The sequence below is a fragment of the Stenotrophomonas sp. PS02289 genome (genome assembly GCF_029960115.1).
Lineage (GTDB): Bacteria > Pseudomonadota > Gammaproteobacteria > Xanthomonadales > Xanthomonadaceae > Stenotrophomonas.
On the sequence record NZ_JASCOZ010000014.1, the window covers coordinates 31,423 to 47,624 of the forward strand.

A 16,202-nucleotide genomic window follows, 5' to 3' on the forward strand; every position below is an offset into this window, starting at 1 on the left:
CTTCCTCTTGGCAGACAGACGGCGCGGAGGATGGCGCGGGCATGTCGGAGAAATGTCGCCGTGGGCGCGATTGCTGAACCATCACCTGTGCATTAACGAATCGCTAGCTACCCTCCGACCGAAATCCGACCTCTCCGTTTCCAGAATCCCGGCCAACTTCGCAACTCAGTGGCATGGCACGTGGCCCCTTCTGCTTCCTCATCAACGTCGGCCGTCCTTGGCAGCGCCCAAGCGACACCGGCGACAACTCCCACCACCGGGGTGTGGGGACGCTTGGGCGCATGGCATCCTTCGGTCAGTCCGGAAGCGCTTGTGGTGCTGGCGAGTGTGTTCTTCGCGGTGATAAGCAATGGTCCCTTCTGGAAGGCCGCCTACGCGCTACACCCCGGAAGCCTGCTGTTCCTGGTCGCCTTGTTTGGGGTGCTGGTTGCCGCCAACGGTCTGCTGCTGTCGCTGCTGGTGTGGCGTTGGTCGGCGAAGCCGGTGTTGACCGTGCTGCTGTTCGTGACCGCCCTTGCCGTGCACTACATGACGCGCTACGGCGTGTACATGGATGCGGACATGGTGCGCAACGTGCTGGCGACGGACGTCAAGGAATCGCGCGAGCTGATGACGCCGAGCCTGATCCTGCCGGTGCTGCTGACCGCCGTGGTGCCCACGTTGCTGCTCTGGCGCGCGCGCATCGTGCCGCGCGCCTGGACCCGCACGCTGTGGGTGCGGCCGCTCTTCATGGTCGGATTGATCGTGTTCGGCGCTACGTCCGTCATGCTGGCCTCGGCCGACGTCGCGTCGATGCTGCGCAATCACCGCGAGATCAAGTACCTGGCCACCCCGATGAACTACGTCGTCGGCCTGAAGCAGAACCTGCGCAGCAGCTCGCCCATCGCCAAAGCCCCGAAGTCCCCGATCGCCCAGGATGCCGTGGCATCGGCACGCCCGGCCGGCAGCCGCCCGCGACTACTGGTGTTCGTGGTGGGTGAAACCGTGCGTGCCCAGAACTGGGGCTTGAATGGGTATGGGCGACAGACCACCCCGGAGCTCGCACAGATCGGCGTGGTCAACTTCCCGGACATGCATTCCTGCGGCACCAGCACCGAGGTGTCGCTGCCCTGCATGTTCTCGCAGATCGGACGCCGCAACTATGACGAGAAAGCCATTCGCGGCCAGCAGTCGCTGTTGAACGTGTTTGACCGGGTCGGCATCAACACGCTCTGGCGCGACAACCAGTCTGGCTGCAAAGGCGTGTGCGAAGGCACCGCATTCGAGTCGCTGACCGACGCCATCGACCCGTCATTGTGCAAGGACGGGCGCTGCATGGACGAGGTGCTGCTCAAGGGGCTGGATGCACAGGTAAGGGCAAAGCCAGGTGACCGCGTGGTCGTGCTGCACCAGCTGGGCAACCACGGGCCCAGCTACTTCCAGCGCTACCCGGACAGCTTCCGCAAGTTCGCCCCACCCTGCCAGAATCCCGAGCTGGGCAACTGCACCCCGCAGCAGATCGTCAACGCCTACGACAACGCGGTGCTGTACACCGACCATTTCCTGGCCCGCACGATTCATGAGCTGCAGGCCATGGAAGACTACGACACCGCGCTGGTATATGTCTCAGACCATGGTGAGTCACTGGGTGAGAAAGGCCTGTACCTGCACGGCGTGCCGTATGCCATCGCCCCGGCCGAGCAGACCTCGGTGCCGATGGTGATGTGGTTCTCGCAGCGCTTTGCCACGGCGCGCGGACTGGACACCCGTTGCCTGGCCGATCGCGCCCGGCAGCGTACCGACCATGACGTGCTGTTCTCTTCCCTGTTGGGGCTGATGCAGGTGAAGACCCGCGCGTATGACCCCACGCAGGATGTGTTTGCGAGCTGTGTCAAGGCGAGTGCCTAGGCTGCGCGGCGGTTCATAGGGCACGGCTCCAGCGCGACAGACTCTGCTTGATCGTGTCGATCCCTTCCCAAGGATCCTTGCGGCGGCGTTTGAGCTTTGCCGGCACCGTCTTCAAGGTAAATGTGTCGGCACGCTGCAGCTTGGACAACTCGGTCCAGCTGATGGGCATGGCCACCGGCGCGCCGGGGCGTGCGCGCAGGGAGTACGACGCCACCGCGGTAGCACCGCGACCGTTGCGCAGGTAGTCCACGAAGATCCGCTTGTTGCGCAGGCTCTTGGCGGCTTTGGACAGGAAGCGATCCGGTTCGGACTCCGCGAGCGCTTCGGCAAATCCCTTGGCAAAGCGCTTGGTCAGATCCCAGTCGCAGCCGGGACGCAGCGGTACCACGACGTGAAGCCCCTTGCCCCCTGATACGCGCAGGAAGGATTCCAGCTTCAGTTGCTTCAGCTTGCTGCGAATGTCGGTTGCCGCTTTCTTGACCTCGGAGAACGGCACGCCGGGGCCTGGGTCAAGGTCGAACACCACCCGGTCGGCGCGGTCCGGCGATTCGGCATGGCTCCCCCACGGATGGAACTCCAGCGTATTGAATTGGACCAGCTCCATCAGACCTGCAGCGTCGCGCACCACCAGATAGTCGCCCTGCGACCCGCTCTCTTCCTTGAGCCGCACGGTATCGACGATGTCCATGCCAGCCGTATGGTGCTTCTGGAAGAAACAGGCCTTGGCGGTGCCACTGGGGCAGCGGATGACGGACAGCGGCCGCCCAACGACTTCCGGCAAAATGTAGTCCATGACGGCGGTGTAATAGTCCCAGACATCCTGCTTGGTGATGCCCTCGTCGGCGAACAGCACCTTGGTGGGCGACGACAGCGTCGGCATTTCCTTGACTGTCTTCTTCGCGCTTGTCGATTTCTTCGCCGACTTCTTTGGCACCGCTGTCGATGTGGCTCGATCGCTGTCCATCAGATCACTCACCTGCTTGTCCTCGCGTACCGCTTTCAAGGAGGGTTGGCGGAGCAGTCGCTGCCCGCCGATGCCCCGATGGAACACTTCCACCACGAAGCGCGGCTTGAACCAGGTGGCGCTCCGCAGGTCGGTGTCCATCTCAGGGATATGGACGCTGGGCGTCTTGCTTCCGGCCTTGCCGATCAGCGCGCTGATCTCGCGCAGGCGCGCCTCGGTGAAGCCCGTCCCCACCCGGCCCGCGTAGCGCCAGCCATGTTCGGCGTCCCGGCGTGCCAGCAGCAGCGAACCAAACCCCGTGCGGCTGCCTTTCGGGGCGGTATAGCCGACGACCGCGAACTCCTCGCTGGCCAGCTGTTTGGTCTTGCGCCAGTCATCGCTGCGCCCGGCGTGGTAAGCACGATCCGCGCGTTTCGAGATGATGCCCTCGAAGTGTTGTGCACCCGCTGTCTCGAAGGCCCGGTCGCCATTGCCCTGTCCATGCGAGCTGTACGCCAGATGGGGCACATCAATGTCCAACACGTCCTGGAGCAGTGCCTTGCGGGCCAGCAACGGAGCCCGGGTGATGTCCGCACCATTGAGGTGCAGCAGGTCGAACAGCACATAGGCCAGGCTTGCCTGCCGTTCGCCCGACAGCGTTGCCTGCAGCAGGTTGAAATCCTGCTTGGTGCCCTTGCCCGCGATCAGTTCGCCGTCCAGCGCAGCCGACTCCAGGCCCAGCGCTGCCACCGCATCACGGATCTCAGGCGCCTTGTCGGTCCACTCCAGGCCGTTGCGCGACCACAGGCGCACGGCACGGTCCTTCACCGTGGCCAGAAGGCGATAGCCATCCCATTTGATCTCGTGAATCCAGTCCGCGCCGCCCGGCACGCGGTCGCCCAGCTTCGCCAGCTGCGGTGCGAACGGGCCTGTGGGTGCAGCCGCCTTCCTTGCTCCGACCAGCGCGCTCGCCTTCTTTGCCCAGTCCGTGCGCCGCCGGCGCGTGGCTGGCGGTAATGTCGCGAGCCGCTTCTTGTTCGTTTTGCCTGCCCCCGCCCGCTTGCGATCAGCAGCGGGTGCCGTGGTGACATCTGCCAGCAGGTCATCGGCCTCCAGTGGGCCGGCGAAGGCATCGTTGTCTTTGAAAAGCAGCCACTGTGGCTGTCGCGCCGATTTTCCCGAACGCACCAGATGCCAGCCGCCCTTGAGTTTGTCGCCGAACAGCTCGAACCGGAGGTGGCCCTTTGCCAGCTGCACCTCGGCATCACCCTCGGTCGCCCAGACCCCATGGTCGAACTGCGCCACATGGCCACCCCCATACTCGCCCTTGGGGATATCACCTTCGAAGCCGGCGTAGTCCAGCGGGTGGTCCTCCACCTCCACGGCCATCCGCTTGACCTTGGGGTCGTAGCTCGGGCCCTTGGGCACGGCCCAGCTCTTCAATGCGTCACCCACCTGCAGGCGGAAGTCGTAATGCCGCCGACTGGCATGGTGCAGCTGCACCACGAAGATGGCACGCTTCCCGCGCGGGGTGGGCTTGCCCGGCTCGGGCTCGCGGGTCTTTTCAAAGCTGCGCTTACGCCGGTACTCGCTCAGGCTCATGCACGGGTCCGATCAGGCGCGCTTGCGCGCTTTCTTTGCCGGTGCTTTCTTTGCCGCAGCCTTCTTCGTGGCCCTCTTTGCAGGCTTGGCCTTCTTTACGGTTCTGCTCGCGGCCTTCTTCGCGGGCGTGCGCCGATTGCTGTCCAGGCTCTTCTGCAGCAGTGTCATGAAATCCACCACGTTGGTGGCGGCATCTTCGTGGTGTTCGGGCTCTTCGAACTTGGTACGGGCACCGGCCTGCTTCATCCGCTTCTTGATGATCACCGACAGGCGTTCGCGGAACTCGTCCTGGTAGTCGTCCGGGCTCCAGTCAGAGCTCATGCTTTCAATAAGCTTGCGCGCCATCTCCAGCTCCTTGGGCGCGACGCGATACTCTTTGGCCGTGCCTTTGGGCAGCTTGTACTCCTCCGGTGCGACCAGCTCCTGCGGATAGCGCAGGAGGATCATGATCAGTGCATCGTCCTCGGGCATCACCGCGCAGATGTACTCACGGGTGCGGATCACCACCCGGCCAACGCCAACCTTGCCGGTGTCCTTCAAGGTTTCGCGCAGCAGCACGTAGCCCTTCTCCGCCTTCTTTCCCGGCACCAGGATGTAGGGCTTCTCGAAGTAGCGCAGGCCGATGCTGTTGGCATCCACGAACGCCTCCACGTCGATCGACTCGTGCGTCTCGGGTGCCGCCGCGGCAATGTCTTCCTTCTCGATGACCACGTAGCTGCCTTTGTCGTACTCAAAGGCCTTGACGATGTCCTTCCAGGGCACCTCTTCACCGGTATCTGCGTTCACCCGCTCGTAGCGGATCGGCTTCTTGTCACGCGCATCCAGCATGCGGAAGCTCAGGTCGGTGCCGCGTTCGCCGGACATCAACGACACCGGCACGTTCAGCAACCCGAATGAAAGCGATCCGGTCCAGATCGGTCTGGCCATGTCACGTCTCTTTGATGGAACGATGTCCCGTTGTAGGCCGGAGCCAGTCGGTCGTGCGTGAAGGCGTAGAAGCGGCGGGACCATCGGTACTTTTACGCAGGTAGCTGCAGCCGGCTTTGCGTAGATTGCACGTACACCGGATTTGGAGTTCCACGCCATGACCACGCCCAGCTCACATTCCGAGCACACGACCGCCACCACCGGCTCGTTGTCCACCGACCTGGCGCGTGGCCGCACCCACATGGCCAACGAGCGCACCCACCTGGCCTACCTGCGGACCACGGTGTCGCTGATCGGCTTTGGCATCACCATCAACCGCTTCAGCACCTACCTCATCCAGAACGACCAGGCCCCGGAAGGGGGACGACTGCTGCTGCACGACGCCAGCAATGCCGGCTTCGGCATGGTTCTGCTCGGGCTGGCCCTGCTGGTCTGGTCACTGGTCCGCTATTGGCAGGTCAGCAGTGATATCGAGCGTGGCGTGATCGTGACCCGCCACCGGGCGACGACCGCCTTCAGCATCGGGCTGTTGCTGCTGGGGGGATTCACGGCGGTGTGGTTGTTCACGGATCACTGAGCACCCAGGCGGGTGCTACTTCGGGAACAGCAATGTCACCCCGAACCGCAGCCCCCAGTCTGGACCGCCACGCGGCGTCTCCAGATAGACCCGGGCACCACCCTGGAAGCTCAGCATCTGTCCCCCCACCTTGGTGACTTTGGCGTACTGGATGTTGAGCGGCACGGTCCACTGGCTGGCTTTCCAGTCGTAGGTCGACTCCAGGTTGAACGTCAACGTGCGCCCACCCGCATACGCGCGCGAGGCAAACGGCTGGATGAAGGTCGAACTGATGTCCGCCCGACGGCTGCCCGTACCCGCCACATCAGCCAGGTGGTTCACCAGTGCGCCCAACGTCCAGCCGTGGTCTTGCTTGAGCACCACGAAGGTTGGGCCCGCTGCCCAGGTATCCGCACCTAGATCGTCGGTGCCGGTGGGCAGCAGAAGTGCCGGGCCGATGCCCCAGATCACCCCGGACGGACCCGGTTCCCGCGGCGAGAAGAAGAAGCTCTGGGTGATATCGCCAATACCGGCTTGGTCTGTCCCGGGTATCACGTCTTTCTGATACGTGATCGGCAGAATGGTGCGCGAAATGACATTCCAGTGCTCTGAGATCTGGAACGGGGCGACCGGCTGGATGTTCAGATTGTGCCGGTAGCCTTCCTCGCCATACGTCTCGTCGTAGTTGTACTGGAACGGCACGCTGATCAGCGCCGCCACCGGGTTGGAGAGCTTCTTGGCCAGTTCGTCGGCGTCGCTGCTCTGTGCCTGGGCCCCGCCTGCGCACAGCAGAGCACCCGACGCGAAAGCACCCGTCAACATCCACCTCATCTTCATGGCGAACCCTCCACCCGCAGGCTCCGCTGGAGATCCAGCATCGGTTCCTGCGGCACATGGGTGAGGCCCGTACTGGCACGATCCAGATCCAGAATCAGCCCCACTGCCAGCGTCAGCAGTACCAGCAGCAGCACCGTACTCCGCCGCTGATGCGGCCGCTCGTAGCCCACCAGTGCGGCTGCCAGCATCGCAAACAGCAGCAACATGCGCAGAATGCGGGGCGGAATGTGGTCCTGGCGCGCCGCAAAACGTTCAGCCGCCAGGTCGATCGATTCATTGGTGGTGGTAAACAGCAGGGACGCGCGGGGTGTGTCACGGAAGGCCTGGGTGCCGTCGACCAGAACCCGCCACAGTTCATTCTGCAACGCAACGGTGCGGGCATTCTGCTGCACCTCCTCATCGGCGGTCTTTGCGTTGGCAAAGTCCACCCGCGCATCCACGTAGCGTCGCAGCACCTCCTGCATGCGCGCACGATCGCCCGCTTCCAGCAGGTCGGTACGCAGCCAGGTCGTCCCCAGCGCATTGGCCTCATGTACCACCAGCTGGCGCCGCTCGTCGTAGCGCCCCAGCGACAGCGAGAAGGTGAAGCCGATCAGCAGCGCGAGCAGACCCAGCACCGAGGTCATGGCAAAGGCATCCCTGTCCTTGTCATCCTCCGCCGGTGGCTCAACGTGGCCATGTCGTGTGCGCTTGCGATGCTGCCAGCGCGACACAGCGGCTCCCACTTCACGCGCCACCAGCAAGGCGATCAGGAAGCAAAGGGTTATCATCCAGAGAGGCAGGCTCGGATAGCTGGCGGGAATATCCATGCGGGCACCCGTCCACGGGGCGACGCGGCACGCGTCGTTTCGCCCAGAGCATGCGCAACCGGGGTACCGGCCGCGTCAGTAGTTCTACCGGGGAACTGCCAGTGAACGACGCAGGCAGCAGCATGGGCGTGTCCTGGGCTAGAATCTGCCCACCCGCTCCAGTGGGAGCCGCCAGGGAAGGTCGTTCTGATGTCGATGAAGTGCATAGGTGTTGTACTCGCCCTGATGATGGGATGGCCGTTGGCGGCCGAGTCGCGCACGCTGAGCTCACGGGAGACTGAGTCCTCCATCGCCCGCAAGGTTCAGGCGTTGGTGGACGCAGACGACTACGCGGCCCTGGATCGCCTTGCTGCGTCGTATCGATCTCCCGGTGCCCTCACCGATAACGGTGAATCAAGCCTGATGTACTTCTACCAGACACTCTCCTTTCGGTATCTTTCAATCGACGAGCATGACGCCGCGCAATGGGACGCACGGATCAAGTGGGCGCAGCGCTGGGTGGACCTGCAGCCGAAATCAGCAACTGCTCATGTTGTACTGGCACGCGCCTGGTACAACCGCGGCATGAGCTATCGTGGAGAGGTGTCTAGCCGTGAGGTACCTGCAGCCAACTGGGACCCCTACCGTGAGTATGTGGGCAAGGCGGCAGATCACCTTCTTGCCAACCGCCCAGTCGCGGCGCGGGATCCCTACTACTACTCGATCATGCAGCACGCGGCGTTCCGCTTGAAGCGCCCCGATCTTGTTGAAAGCAGATTTTTCGACGAGGGTGCATCGCGGTATCCCTACTTCTTTGGACTGTTCTCCGTGTCGGCTTTTTATCGAATGCCGTCTTATGGCGGGTCATTCCAGGCGATCGACAGTTTCGCTCGGCATGCGATGACACACGTGCCGACCAAAGACCGAGACGTCCTCTATTTGCGCATCTACGAAGATCTGCTGGTGAATGCGGGGTTTCATCCCTTCGGAACACCCACCTTCGATTGGGCGATTGCTTCACGTGGCATCGACAGGGTCGTTGCGCAGTACCCTAGCCAACGGAATCTTGAACGCTTTGCCTATTTCACCTGCATGGCCAATGATGGCGTGCGCACTGCGCGATTGATGAAGCAGTTGAACGGCGCTCCGGATTTGAACATCTGGGGAAGTGAAGGCGTCTACGAGTACTGCCAGCAGCTGCCCGCGGGCGGGGACCAGTAGTTCTACCGAGGCCAAAGCTGTCGGGGGCGAGGCAAACTGGACACAACGATGTTGCCAGCCAGAGGCCTCGCCCATGCTGCCAGCTCCCTTGCGGCGCATTGCCACCCTGTTGTTCGACGACGGCGTGCTGCGACTGATCTTCGAGAACACACGCAATCTTGCGGTGTCTTCGCTGGTCACCGCGGCCGGCTTGGAGGTCGTGCGCACCGGCCCCGGCGAGCTGGATCTGGCCCACCCCACGCTGGTGGGCTACGTGGTAACTGCCATCGGCGTGTGCCTGCTGCTGCTCAATCTGTTCGACGGGATCTGGCGGCTGAGCCGGCTGAAATGGCATCTGCTGCTGCAGATCGCCCTCTGCTGCACGTACGCGTTCATTTCATGGCGGGTGGCGCAACTGGTGCTGAGCTTCAAAGCCAGCGGTGGCTTCGGCATGACCGTGGGCAACTGATGCGGCTCAGCGCGGGGCTTTCACCAGCACGCCGTCTTTCATGATCACCAGGAAATTGCGCTCGGGATCGGTGATCAGACTGATGTCGGTCAGCGGATCGCCGTCCACCAGCAGCAGGTCGGCCAGTGCGCCCTCCTCCACCACGCCCAGGCGACCGACATACGGGCTGCGCTTGCCCGACAAGGCCAGCAGCTGTGCATTGGTGCCAGTGGCCATGATCAGGGTCTCGGCGGGTGTGTACCAGCGGGTAAGACTGGCCAGGATGCGGCTCTGCTGCGACGCCAGTTCCCTGGAGAACAGCACGTCGGTGCCGAAGGCGGTCTTGAGCCGGTACTTCCTGGCCAGTGCATAGGTCTGCTCGGTGCCGGCGAACACCTCCTGTGCCTTGAGCCACTCGTTGGAGCCCTGTGGGAAGGCATTGGCCAGCTCAGGTGGAAAGGGCTGCGTGCTCAGCCAGGTGCCGGTATCACGCATGTGACGGGCGGTGGCATCGTCCATCAGGCTGGCGTGCTCGATGCAGAGTACACCGGCTCGAATCGAACGGTTGATGGCCTCCGGGGTGTAGGCGTGAACCGTGACATACGTGCCCCAGTCGCGCGCCGCATCAACCGCCGCGCGCAGCTCCGGCTCACTGAAGGACACCACGTCGAGCGGGCTGTGCGGAGAAGAGACACCCCCACCGGCGGTGAGCTTGATCTGGCTTGCGCCGCGCATGAGCATTTCGCGGACGCGCACGCGCACCTCATCCGGCGTATCGGCAATCGCGCTGTCACCGACAACATCGTGGCGGGATCCGGGTTGTCCCACGCCGCGCGGCAGATCGGACGGCTGCCGGAAGTCGCCGTGGCCACTGGTGACCGTGATCATCGCACCGGAGGGAAAGATGCGCGGCCCCTCGATCTGGCCCGCATCAACCGCGGCTTTCAAACCAAACACGGCACCGCCCACATCGCGAACGGTGGTGAAACCCCGCATCAGCGTGCGGCGCGACTCGCCTGCCGCGACGATGTTGAGGTAACCGTTGTCCGCACTCATGGCCGACTGGATGGGCACCGCGGCAAACATGCTGTGCCAGTGCATGTCGATCAGGCCCGGCATCAGCGTGCGTCCACCTCCCTCGATGTGCTTCGAACCCCCAGCATCAATGGGCGTTGCAGAGATCCGGGTGATACGGTTTCCCTCCACCTGCACATGGCGCGGCGGCGAAAGCTGCGGGTGTGTTCCGTCGAAGATCCGGACATTGCTGAACACGATGGTCGCAGGCCTTTCCGCTGCGGCGGGGGCCTGTGCCCATGCACCCGGAGTGGGCGCGCCAGCCACGAAGGCCAGACTCAGCACCAGCAATCGAAGCAGGCTGTGCGACATGACGCGACGCCTCGAGTGGAATGACACGACGTTACACCGCAGTACCCGTGACCTGCCGTGATGGAGGCTCAGTAGTTCTACCGGGAATGCGCCAGTGAATGACGCAAGACGCTTGCAGTGTCGCCTGCGCACTCCCCTAATGGGAGCCAATCCAATGCCCGGAGCACTGGCATGACCGTTTTTTCTCGTCTTGGCCGGCAACCTGGCTCCATCGGTGTCGCCATGAAGGCGCACTGGCAACGGCTGCTGATTCTGGGTGTGCTGCTGGTGCTGGTAGGGTTGGTGGGTTTGTATGCCGCCTCGCTGCTGGTGCGCACCATGACCCTGCTGGTGGCCGCACTGCTGGTCATTGCCGGCGCGTTGCAACTCTCACAGGCATTCCTGCTGCGCGGCCTGCCCAGCTTTGCGATGACCATTGCACTGGGCGCGGCACAGATCATCGGCGGCATCGCCATCTACACCCATCCGGAATGGGCGGCATATGCAGTCGCCACCACCGTCGCTGCCGTACTGGTGGTGCAGGCCCTGGCGCAATTCAGCCTTGCCTTTGGATTCAGTGCGGGCGGGCATCGCTGGATCTCGCTGGCCTCGGGTGTGATCGCACTGGTGGCCGCTGTCATCTGCGTTACCGGTGTCGCCTGGGCGGGTCGTGCGTCCGCCTCGTGGGGCATCGGCGTGGCGATGCTGGCGATGGGCGCGGCCTACATCGCCATCGCCCTGCTCGCGCGGCATGAGGGCGAGCCAAAACGACCCTCGCCATCACGCTAGAGCGCCGCTTCCAGATAGGCGTAGATGTAGTTGGAACCTCCGTCCACGGTGCCCAGCATCTGCGCCGAGCCGAAGATGCCGGATCGGTGCGAGATCCCGACGCCCAGATAAAGGTCATGCCAGCGCTGGCTGCCGAAGATGTCACCCAGGCTGATGTCGATGCTGGGGTCCAGGTAGTTCAGCAGTTTGGAGGTGTTGCGCTCGCGCCGTGCCTGCGACTGCACCTCGGCATACGGCACCCGCTCGGCATAGGAAAGACCAAAGCCGAAGCCGATCCGGGTTTTCACCCGATGCGACCACGGGAAGCCGTAGTAGAACGCCTTCATGTAGGCATCGATCTGCCACGCGTCGGGCTGGTGCCCCTTCTCATCGTGCCGCAGCACGCCGACATAGCCGACCAGGTCCAGCGGCCAGCCGTTCAACCCGGAGACGAACGGGCGCCCGACATGCACGCCCCAGATGTCGGTCGGATCCTCATCGTTGAGGTCGGTGCAGCTGAAGGTCATGATCTTGACCATGTGGCAGCCGTCGGCCGAATCGCGGCCATAGAACACTTTGACGAAGGTCGGTGTCTCCGGCTTGTCCCAGCGTACCTGGCCGTTTCCGAAGTCGTAGGCCGCGCCCAGCAGCGCGCCCCACTGCACGCTGTCGTCGACCAGCGGACTGTTGCGTACCGCGCTGGACGCTCGCGTGGCGTAGACCCCGCCGAGCAGGCTCCAGTGCTGCAGGAAGCGGTAGCGGGTATAGATCCCTGCCGTGAAATCCAGTCCCGAACCGGCCGCGTAGGCGGGGCGTCCTGCATCGGCCTCGTACGGCTCCACGCCGAAGTAGTAGTCGTTGAGTCGGGCATTGCGCCATTCCAGGCTCACCACCGGCTGCACATCCCAGCGCTGGCCGCGCCAGGTATAGCCATAGCCGGCACGCAGTTCGGTGCCCTTGGAGGTGCTCGAAATATCCTGGCGAACGCTCAGGTCCCAGCCGTGGCGATCCTGCTTCCAGTAGTAGCGGGCTCCGAGGTCGGCTTCGCCATTGCGGGTGCGCAGGCCCTGCAGGATGTCAGGGGTTTCGTCCTCCGGATATCCCTCCAGCCGCCGCTCCACGAACAGTTCCAGCCCCTGGTTGTCCTGCGTGGCTATTCGCACGCCCGCTGCATTGGAGCGCAGGAAGAAGCGCTCGCCTTCGTACAGATACAGCGGCAGCAGGTCCACCCGGTCGTCGGCCCCGACATAGGGCGAGGTTTCCACCCGGACCAGCATGCCCAGGCCGGCGCTGCCGGGTTCCTCCAGCAAGGTGCCAAGCATGGCGTCCTGGGCCGCGGCCACAGGGACACACCCTACGCAGACCGCCCATGCCAACATCCGCCGCCCGCTGCGCCGCCTGTTCATGACGCACTCCTACTTGATGAAGTCGTACTTCAATGCGGTCTGCACCCGGAACACGTCGCCACTGGCTCCACTCTGTTCCTGCAGCTTGCCGTACAGCACTTCCGCGCCCCAGCTCCAGCTGGGTGCCGGCTGCCAGATCAGGTTGGCTGCGGCATAGTCGCTGCGCCGGAACACGGCAGGATCGAGCAGCGCGTCACGTTCGAGGTACAACCGGCTCCAGGTCACCGTGGAATGCCAGCGCTGCGACCAGCGGTGCGTGTAGCCAATCCAGCCGCCGTACTGCTGCAGGGTCTGGATCTCGTTGTTGGCATCCACCACCCCATCCAGGTTCAACCCACCCAGATCACCCAGATAGGCGGCAATGCCCTGCCCGCCGACGGCACCGAATACAAAATAGCTGCCGCTGCTGCCGCCCCAGGTGCCGCTGAAGGCCAAACCGCCTGCGGTGGTGCCGTCGCTGCCTTCACCGCTGTCGCGGGCGGAATCAAACGCCAGGTAGCGCAGCACGCCGGCCAGCTGCAGGCTGCCCCAGTCGGCCTCATGTCGCGCGGCAAGCACCAGGTTGGGCGCGGCGGTCCGCGACTGCTGGGTCGCGCCATCCAGCTGCAGTTCCGGCGCGCGATGTTCGGCCGCGATGATCAGCTGATTGCCGCCGCGTAACGGAATGTATTGCCGCACGCTGGCCACCCGCGCTGACGGCGACGCCCCGGGTCCGGCGAAGTCGAGCGTGTCGGGTCCCGAATCCAGGTCCATGAACGCCGACCAGCCGAAGCCGGCGTAGGTATTGCCCAGCTGCCCGTAGGCATGGCGCAGCCGATAGCCATAGCTGCCGCCAGAACCAAAGAAGTCGTTCTGCAGCACGAAGCGAAGCGGACCCGCCCCGGTATCGCGGCGCGCCTCGATGGTGAAGCGGGTCTGACGGGCGTGCATGTTGAAGCGGGCACTGTCCCGCCCACCATCCACGGGTATCTCCGAGGTGATGAACATATCGCTGTCACCGGCGTCGCCGTCGTCATACATCGCGTCCAGCTTGGCGTAGCCGCTCAGGCGCAACCAGGTGGAGGTGCCCGGCAGCGCGAAGAAACCTTCCAGTTCGTCGCCCGGGGGCACCTCGTTGTCCATCCGTGCGCCGGCTTGGTCATCCTCGTCGAACGGATCGCGCGGCGGCAGCGGCGAGATGGTCACGTTCAGCACCGTCGGCGTGGCCACCGCTGCCGCGGTAGCCGGCACTGCTGCCGGCGCGCTGACGACGCTGGGCGCTGTCGCGACGCCCACCGCTGCGGCCGAAGGAGTGCTCGTGGTCTTCCCCCCTTCCAGCGCCTGGATACGCGCGGTGAGCTGTTCAACGGTCTGGCGCAGGCGCTGGATTTCAGCATCCTGGTCGGCGTCGCGGGTCTGGCCCATGGCACTGGCGGGCAACGCCACGCTGGCCAGGCACAGCAGTGAAAGTGGAAGGCGCATCAGGGACTCCTCGACAGTTGGCCGCCACCCAGCGCGGCATAGAGGTTCACGGCGTCCTGCAGTGCGCTGGCGCGCAGCTGCAACAGGGTCTGCTCGGCGGTGAAGTGGCTGCGCTCGGCGTCCAGCACTTCCAGGTACGGGGTCAGGCCAACCTCGTAGCGGTCCTGTGCGGTGTCCACCAATGCCTGCTGCACCTGCACTGCCTGCAGCTGCGCCGCGATCTGGCGGTCGTTCTGCTCGGCGGCGACCAAGCCGCTGGCCACCTCACGGAAGGCGTTCTGCACCGTGGACTGGTAACTCACCTCGCGTTCGTCGCGAGCGGCCACCGCGGCGTCCACGCGTGCCCGGCGCGCGCCCCAGTCCAGCAACGGCAGTACCGCGCCGGCCCCGAATGACCACACCCGGTTGCTGTCCGACACCAGCCCCGACAGCGAGCTGGAGGCATAGCCGCCTGCCCCGGTCAGCGCGATCAAGGGAAAATACAGGGCGCGCGCCGCGCCGATGTTGGCATTCGCCGCGCGCAGCTGCTGCTCGGCCAGTCGCACGTCCGGCCGCGCCTCCAGCAACGCCGATGGCAGTCCAGGTTGCAGCCGGGCCAGTTGCGCATCCGGCTCCAACGGCCGTCCTGGGGGCAGCGTGGGCGGCAGCGGGGTGCCCACCAGGAACTGCAGCAACTGCACCGCTTGGCCATGGCTGCGTCGGAGTTCAGCCAACTGCACCTCGGCCTGGGTAACCAGTGCATACGACTGGTTGAAGTCCACCGATGAGGTGAGGCCGGCGTCCATGCGCAGCTGCGCCAGCTCACGGGTTTCCTGCCGGCTGGCCAGCGAGCGCTCGGCCAGCACGATCCCCGCTTCGCTGGCGCGCACGGCGTAGTAAGTGGCCGCCACGGTGGCGATCAGACTCAGTGCAGCAGCATCACGCGCTTCAGCAGTGGCCAGGTACTGGCGGCGCGCGGCTTCGCTGAGATTGGCGACGCGGCCCCAGAAATCCAGTTCGAATGCGGGGATGCCCACCTGAACGGCATAGTTGTCCACGGTCACCCTCGCCGCACCATCCGCGGCACTGATCGGCGTGCGCAGGCGCTGGCCGGAGCCGCTGATCTCCAGACCGGGCAGCCGCTGGCTGCGCTGGATGCGGAACTGCGCGCGGGCCTGTTCCATACGTGCCACGGCAGCGGCCAGGTCCCGGTTGTTGCGTAGCGCCTGTTCAATCAAACCCTGCAGCACAGGGTCCTGGAAATAAGCGGACCAACCGAGGACCGGCGCGCTCATGCCGCTGTCGTGCACGGGCGAGTCAATCGAGGTCACGTATGTCGACGGCACCGCGACCTCGGGGCGCACGTACGGCGGTGCGAGGTTGCAGCCGCACAGTGCGGTTACCGCCAGCGCCATCATCCCCCTTCGTGCATGCCGGCTACGCATCGGCCTTCTCCGCCGACCTGCGTCGCAGCAGGTAGTAGAACAGCGGCGTGAAGAAAATGCCCAGCACGGTCGCGCTGAGCATGCTGCCAAGCACACCGGTACCCACCGCCTGGCGGCTGGCGGCACCGGCACCGGTGGCGATCACCAGCGGCACCATGCCGACGATGAAGGTCAGGCTGGTCATCAGAATCGGGCGCAGGCGCTGGTGCGCCGCGCGTAGGATCGCCTCGCGCGGTGGCACGCCCTGCGCCTCTTCATCCAGCCCGAACTGAACGATCAGGATGGCGTTCTTGGCAGCCAGGCCGATGATGGTCACCAGTCCTACCGTGAAATACACATCCGCCGACATGCCACGCGCGGCGGTGAACAGCACTGCGCCCAGAATGCCCAGTGGCACCACAAGCAGCACGATCACCGGGGTGATCCAGCTTTCGTACAACGCAGCCAGCAGAAGGAACGCCACCACGAACGCCAGGCCCAGCAGCAACCCGACCTGGCCTGCCGCTTCCTGCTCCTCGCGTGCGGTCCCGGTCCATTCAAAGCGCACCCCGGCAGGTAGCACCTCGGCGGCGATGCGCTCCATCTCCCGC

Annotated in this window: 14 protein-coding genes; 5 read left to right on the forward strand and 9 right to left on the reverse strand. The window is 64.6% G+C overall.

Annotated features, from left to right (window positions below; genetic code table 11):
- Nucleotides 1–273: 273 nt before the first annotated feature.
- The gene (locus QMX83_RS03680; protein ID WP_282295298.1) at nucleotides 274–1,887 is read left to right on the forward strand and encodes a phosphoethanolamine--lipid A transferase; all 1,614 of its coding nucleotides are present in this window, start codon (nucleotides 274–276) and stop codon (nucleotides 1,885–1,887) included.
- A gap of 13 nt (nucleotides 1,888–1,900) precedes the next feature.
- Here the strand turns inward: QMX83_RS03680 and ligD are convergent, their stop codons facing one another.
- Nucleotides 1,901–4,432, reverse strand: a complete 2,532-nt coding sequence (ligD, locus tag QMX83_RS03685; RefSeq protein WP_282295299.1) for a DNA ligase D — start codon at nucleotides 4,430–4,432, stop codon at nucleotides 1,901–1,903.
- A 12-nt stretch (nucleotides 4,433–4,444) separates the two neighbouring features.
- Nucleotides 4,445–5,359 carry a Ku protein gene (locus tag QMX83_RS03690; RefSeq protein ID WP_282295300.1) on the reverse strand — a complete coding sequence of 305 codons (915 nt, stop codon included), beginning with the start codon at nucleotides 5,357–5,359 and terminating at the stop codon, nucleotides 4,445–4,447.
- Between the two features lie 157 nt (nucleotides 5,360–5,516).
- Between QMX83_RS03690 and QMX83_RS03695 the strand changes: the two genes are divergently transcribed.
- Nucleotides 5,517–5,936 (forward strand): DUF202 domain-containing protein, encoded by a 420-nt coding sequence (locus QMX83_RS03695; protein ID WP_282295302.1) that lies wholly within the window; start codon nucleotides 5,517–5,519, stop codon nucleotides 5,934–5,936.
- Between the two features lie 15 nt (nucleotides 5,937–5,951).
- Here the strand turns inward: QMX83_RS03695 and QMX83_RS03700 are convergent, their stop codons facing one another.
- A complete protein-coding gene (locus QMX83_RS03700) occupies nucleotides 5,952–6,737 on the reverse strand; it encodes a transporter (RefSeq protein ID WP_282295304.1) in 786 nt (261 codons plus the stop codon).
- Between the two features lie 11 nt (nucleotides 6,738–6,748).
- Complete coding sequence (locus tag QMX83_RS03705; RefSeq protein WP_282295306.1) at nucleotides 6,749–7,561, reverse strand: hypothetical protein; 813 nt, start codon at nucleotides 7,559–7,561, stop codon at nucleotides 6,749–6,751.
- A gap of 189 nt (nucleotides 7,562–7,750) precedes the next feature.
- Here QMX83_RS03705 and QMX83_RS03710 point away from each other — a divergent pair, with 189 nt between their 5' ends.
- Nucleotides 7,751–8,761 (forward strand): DUF4034 domain-containing protein, encoded by a 1,011-nt coding sequence (locus QMX83_RS03710; RefSeq protein WP_282295307.1) that lies wholly within the window; start codon nucleotides 7,751–7,753, stop codon nucleotides 8,759–8,761.
- Nucleotides 8,762–8,834: 73 nt separating this feature from the next.
- A complete protein-coding gene (locus QMX83_RS03715) occupies nucleotides 8,835–9,209 on the forward strand; it encodes a hypothetical protein (RefSeq protein ID WP_282295308.1) in 375 nt (124 codons plus the stop codon).
- 6 nt (nucleotides 9,210–9,215) lie between these two features.
- Here the strand turns inward: QMX83_RS03715 and QMX83_RS03720 are convergent, their stop codons facing one another.
- Entirely contained in the window at nucleotides 9,216–10,574 is a 1,359-nt protein-coding gene (locus QMX83_RS03720; protein WP_282295309.1) for an amidohydrolase family protein, read from the reverse strand.
- Nucleotides 10,575–10,745: 171 nt separating this feature from the next.
- Between QMX83_RS03720 and QMX83_RS03725 the strand changes: the two genes are divergently transcribed.
- Nucleotides 10,746–11,342 carry a DUF308 domain-containing protein gene (locus tag QMX83_RS03725; RefSeq protein ID WP_282295310.1) on the forward strand — a complete coding sequence of 199 codons (597 nt, stop codon included), beginning with the start codon at nucleotides 10,746–10,748 and terminating at the stop codon, nucleotides 11,340–11,342.
- On the opposite strand, the gene QMX83_RS03730 is transcribed toward QMX83_RS03725, so the two are convergent.
- From QMX83_RS03730 to QMX83_RS03745, 4 genes are all read right to left on the reverse strand, one after another.
- Complete coding sequence (locus QMX83_RS03730; protein WP_282295311.1) at nucleotides 11,339–12,643, reverse strand: MipA/OmpV family protein; 1,305 nt, start codon at nucleotides 12,641–12,643, stop codon at nucleotides 11,339–11,341. The two genes, QMX83_RS03725 and QMX83_RS03730, sit on opposite strands and share 4 nt — an antisense overlap.
- A 93-nt stretch (nucleotides 12,644–12,736) precedes the next feature.
- A complete protein-coding gene (locus tag QMX83_RS03735; protein WP_282295312.1) occupies nucleotides 12,737–14,188 on the reverse strand; it encodes a DcaP family trimeric outer membrane transporter in 1,452 nt (483 codons plus the stop codon).
- Nucleotides 14,188–15,582 carry an efflux transporter outer membrane subunit gene (locus QMX83_RS03740; RefSeq protein ID WP_282295313.1) on the reverse strand — a complete coding sequence of 465 codons (1,395 nt, stop codon included), beginning with the start codon at nucleotides 15,580–15,582 and terminating at the stop codon, nucleotides 14,188–14,190. The genes QMX83_RS03735 and QMX83_RS03740 overlap by 1 nt, the downstream gene beginning before the upstream one ends.
- 22 nt (nucleotides 15,583–15,604) lie before the next feature.
- Nucleotides 15,605–16,202, reverse strand: a 598-nt coding sequence (locus QMX83_RS03745; RefSeq protein WP_282295314.1) for an efflux RND transporter permease subunit, incomplete at its 5' end; no start/stop codon positions are given.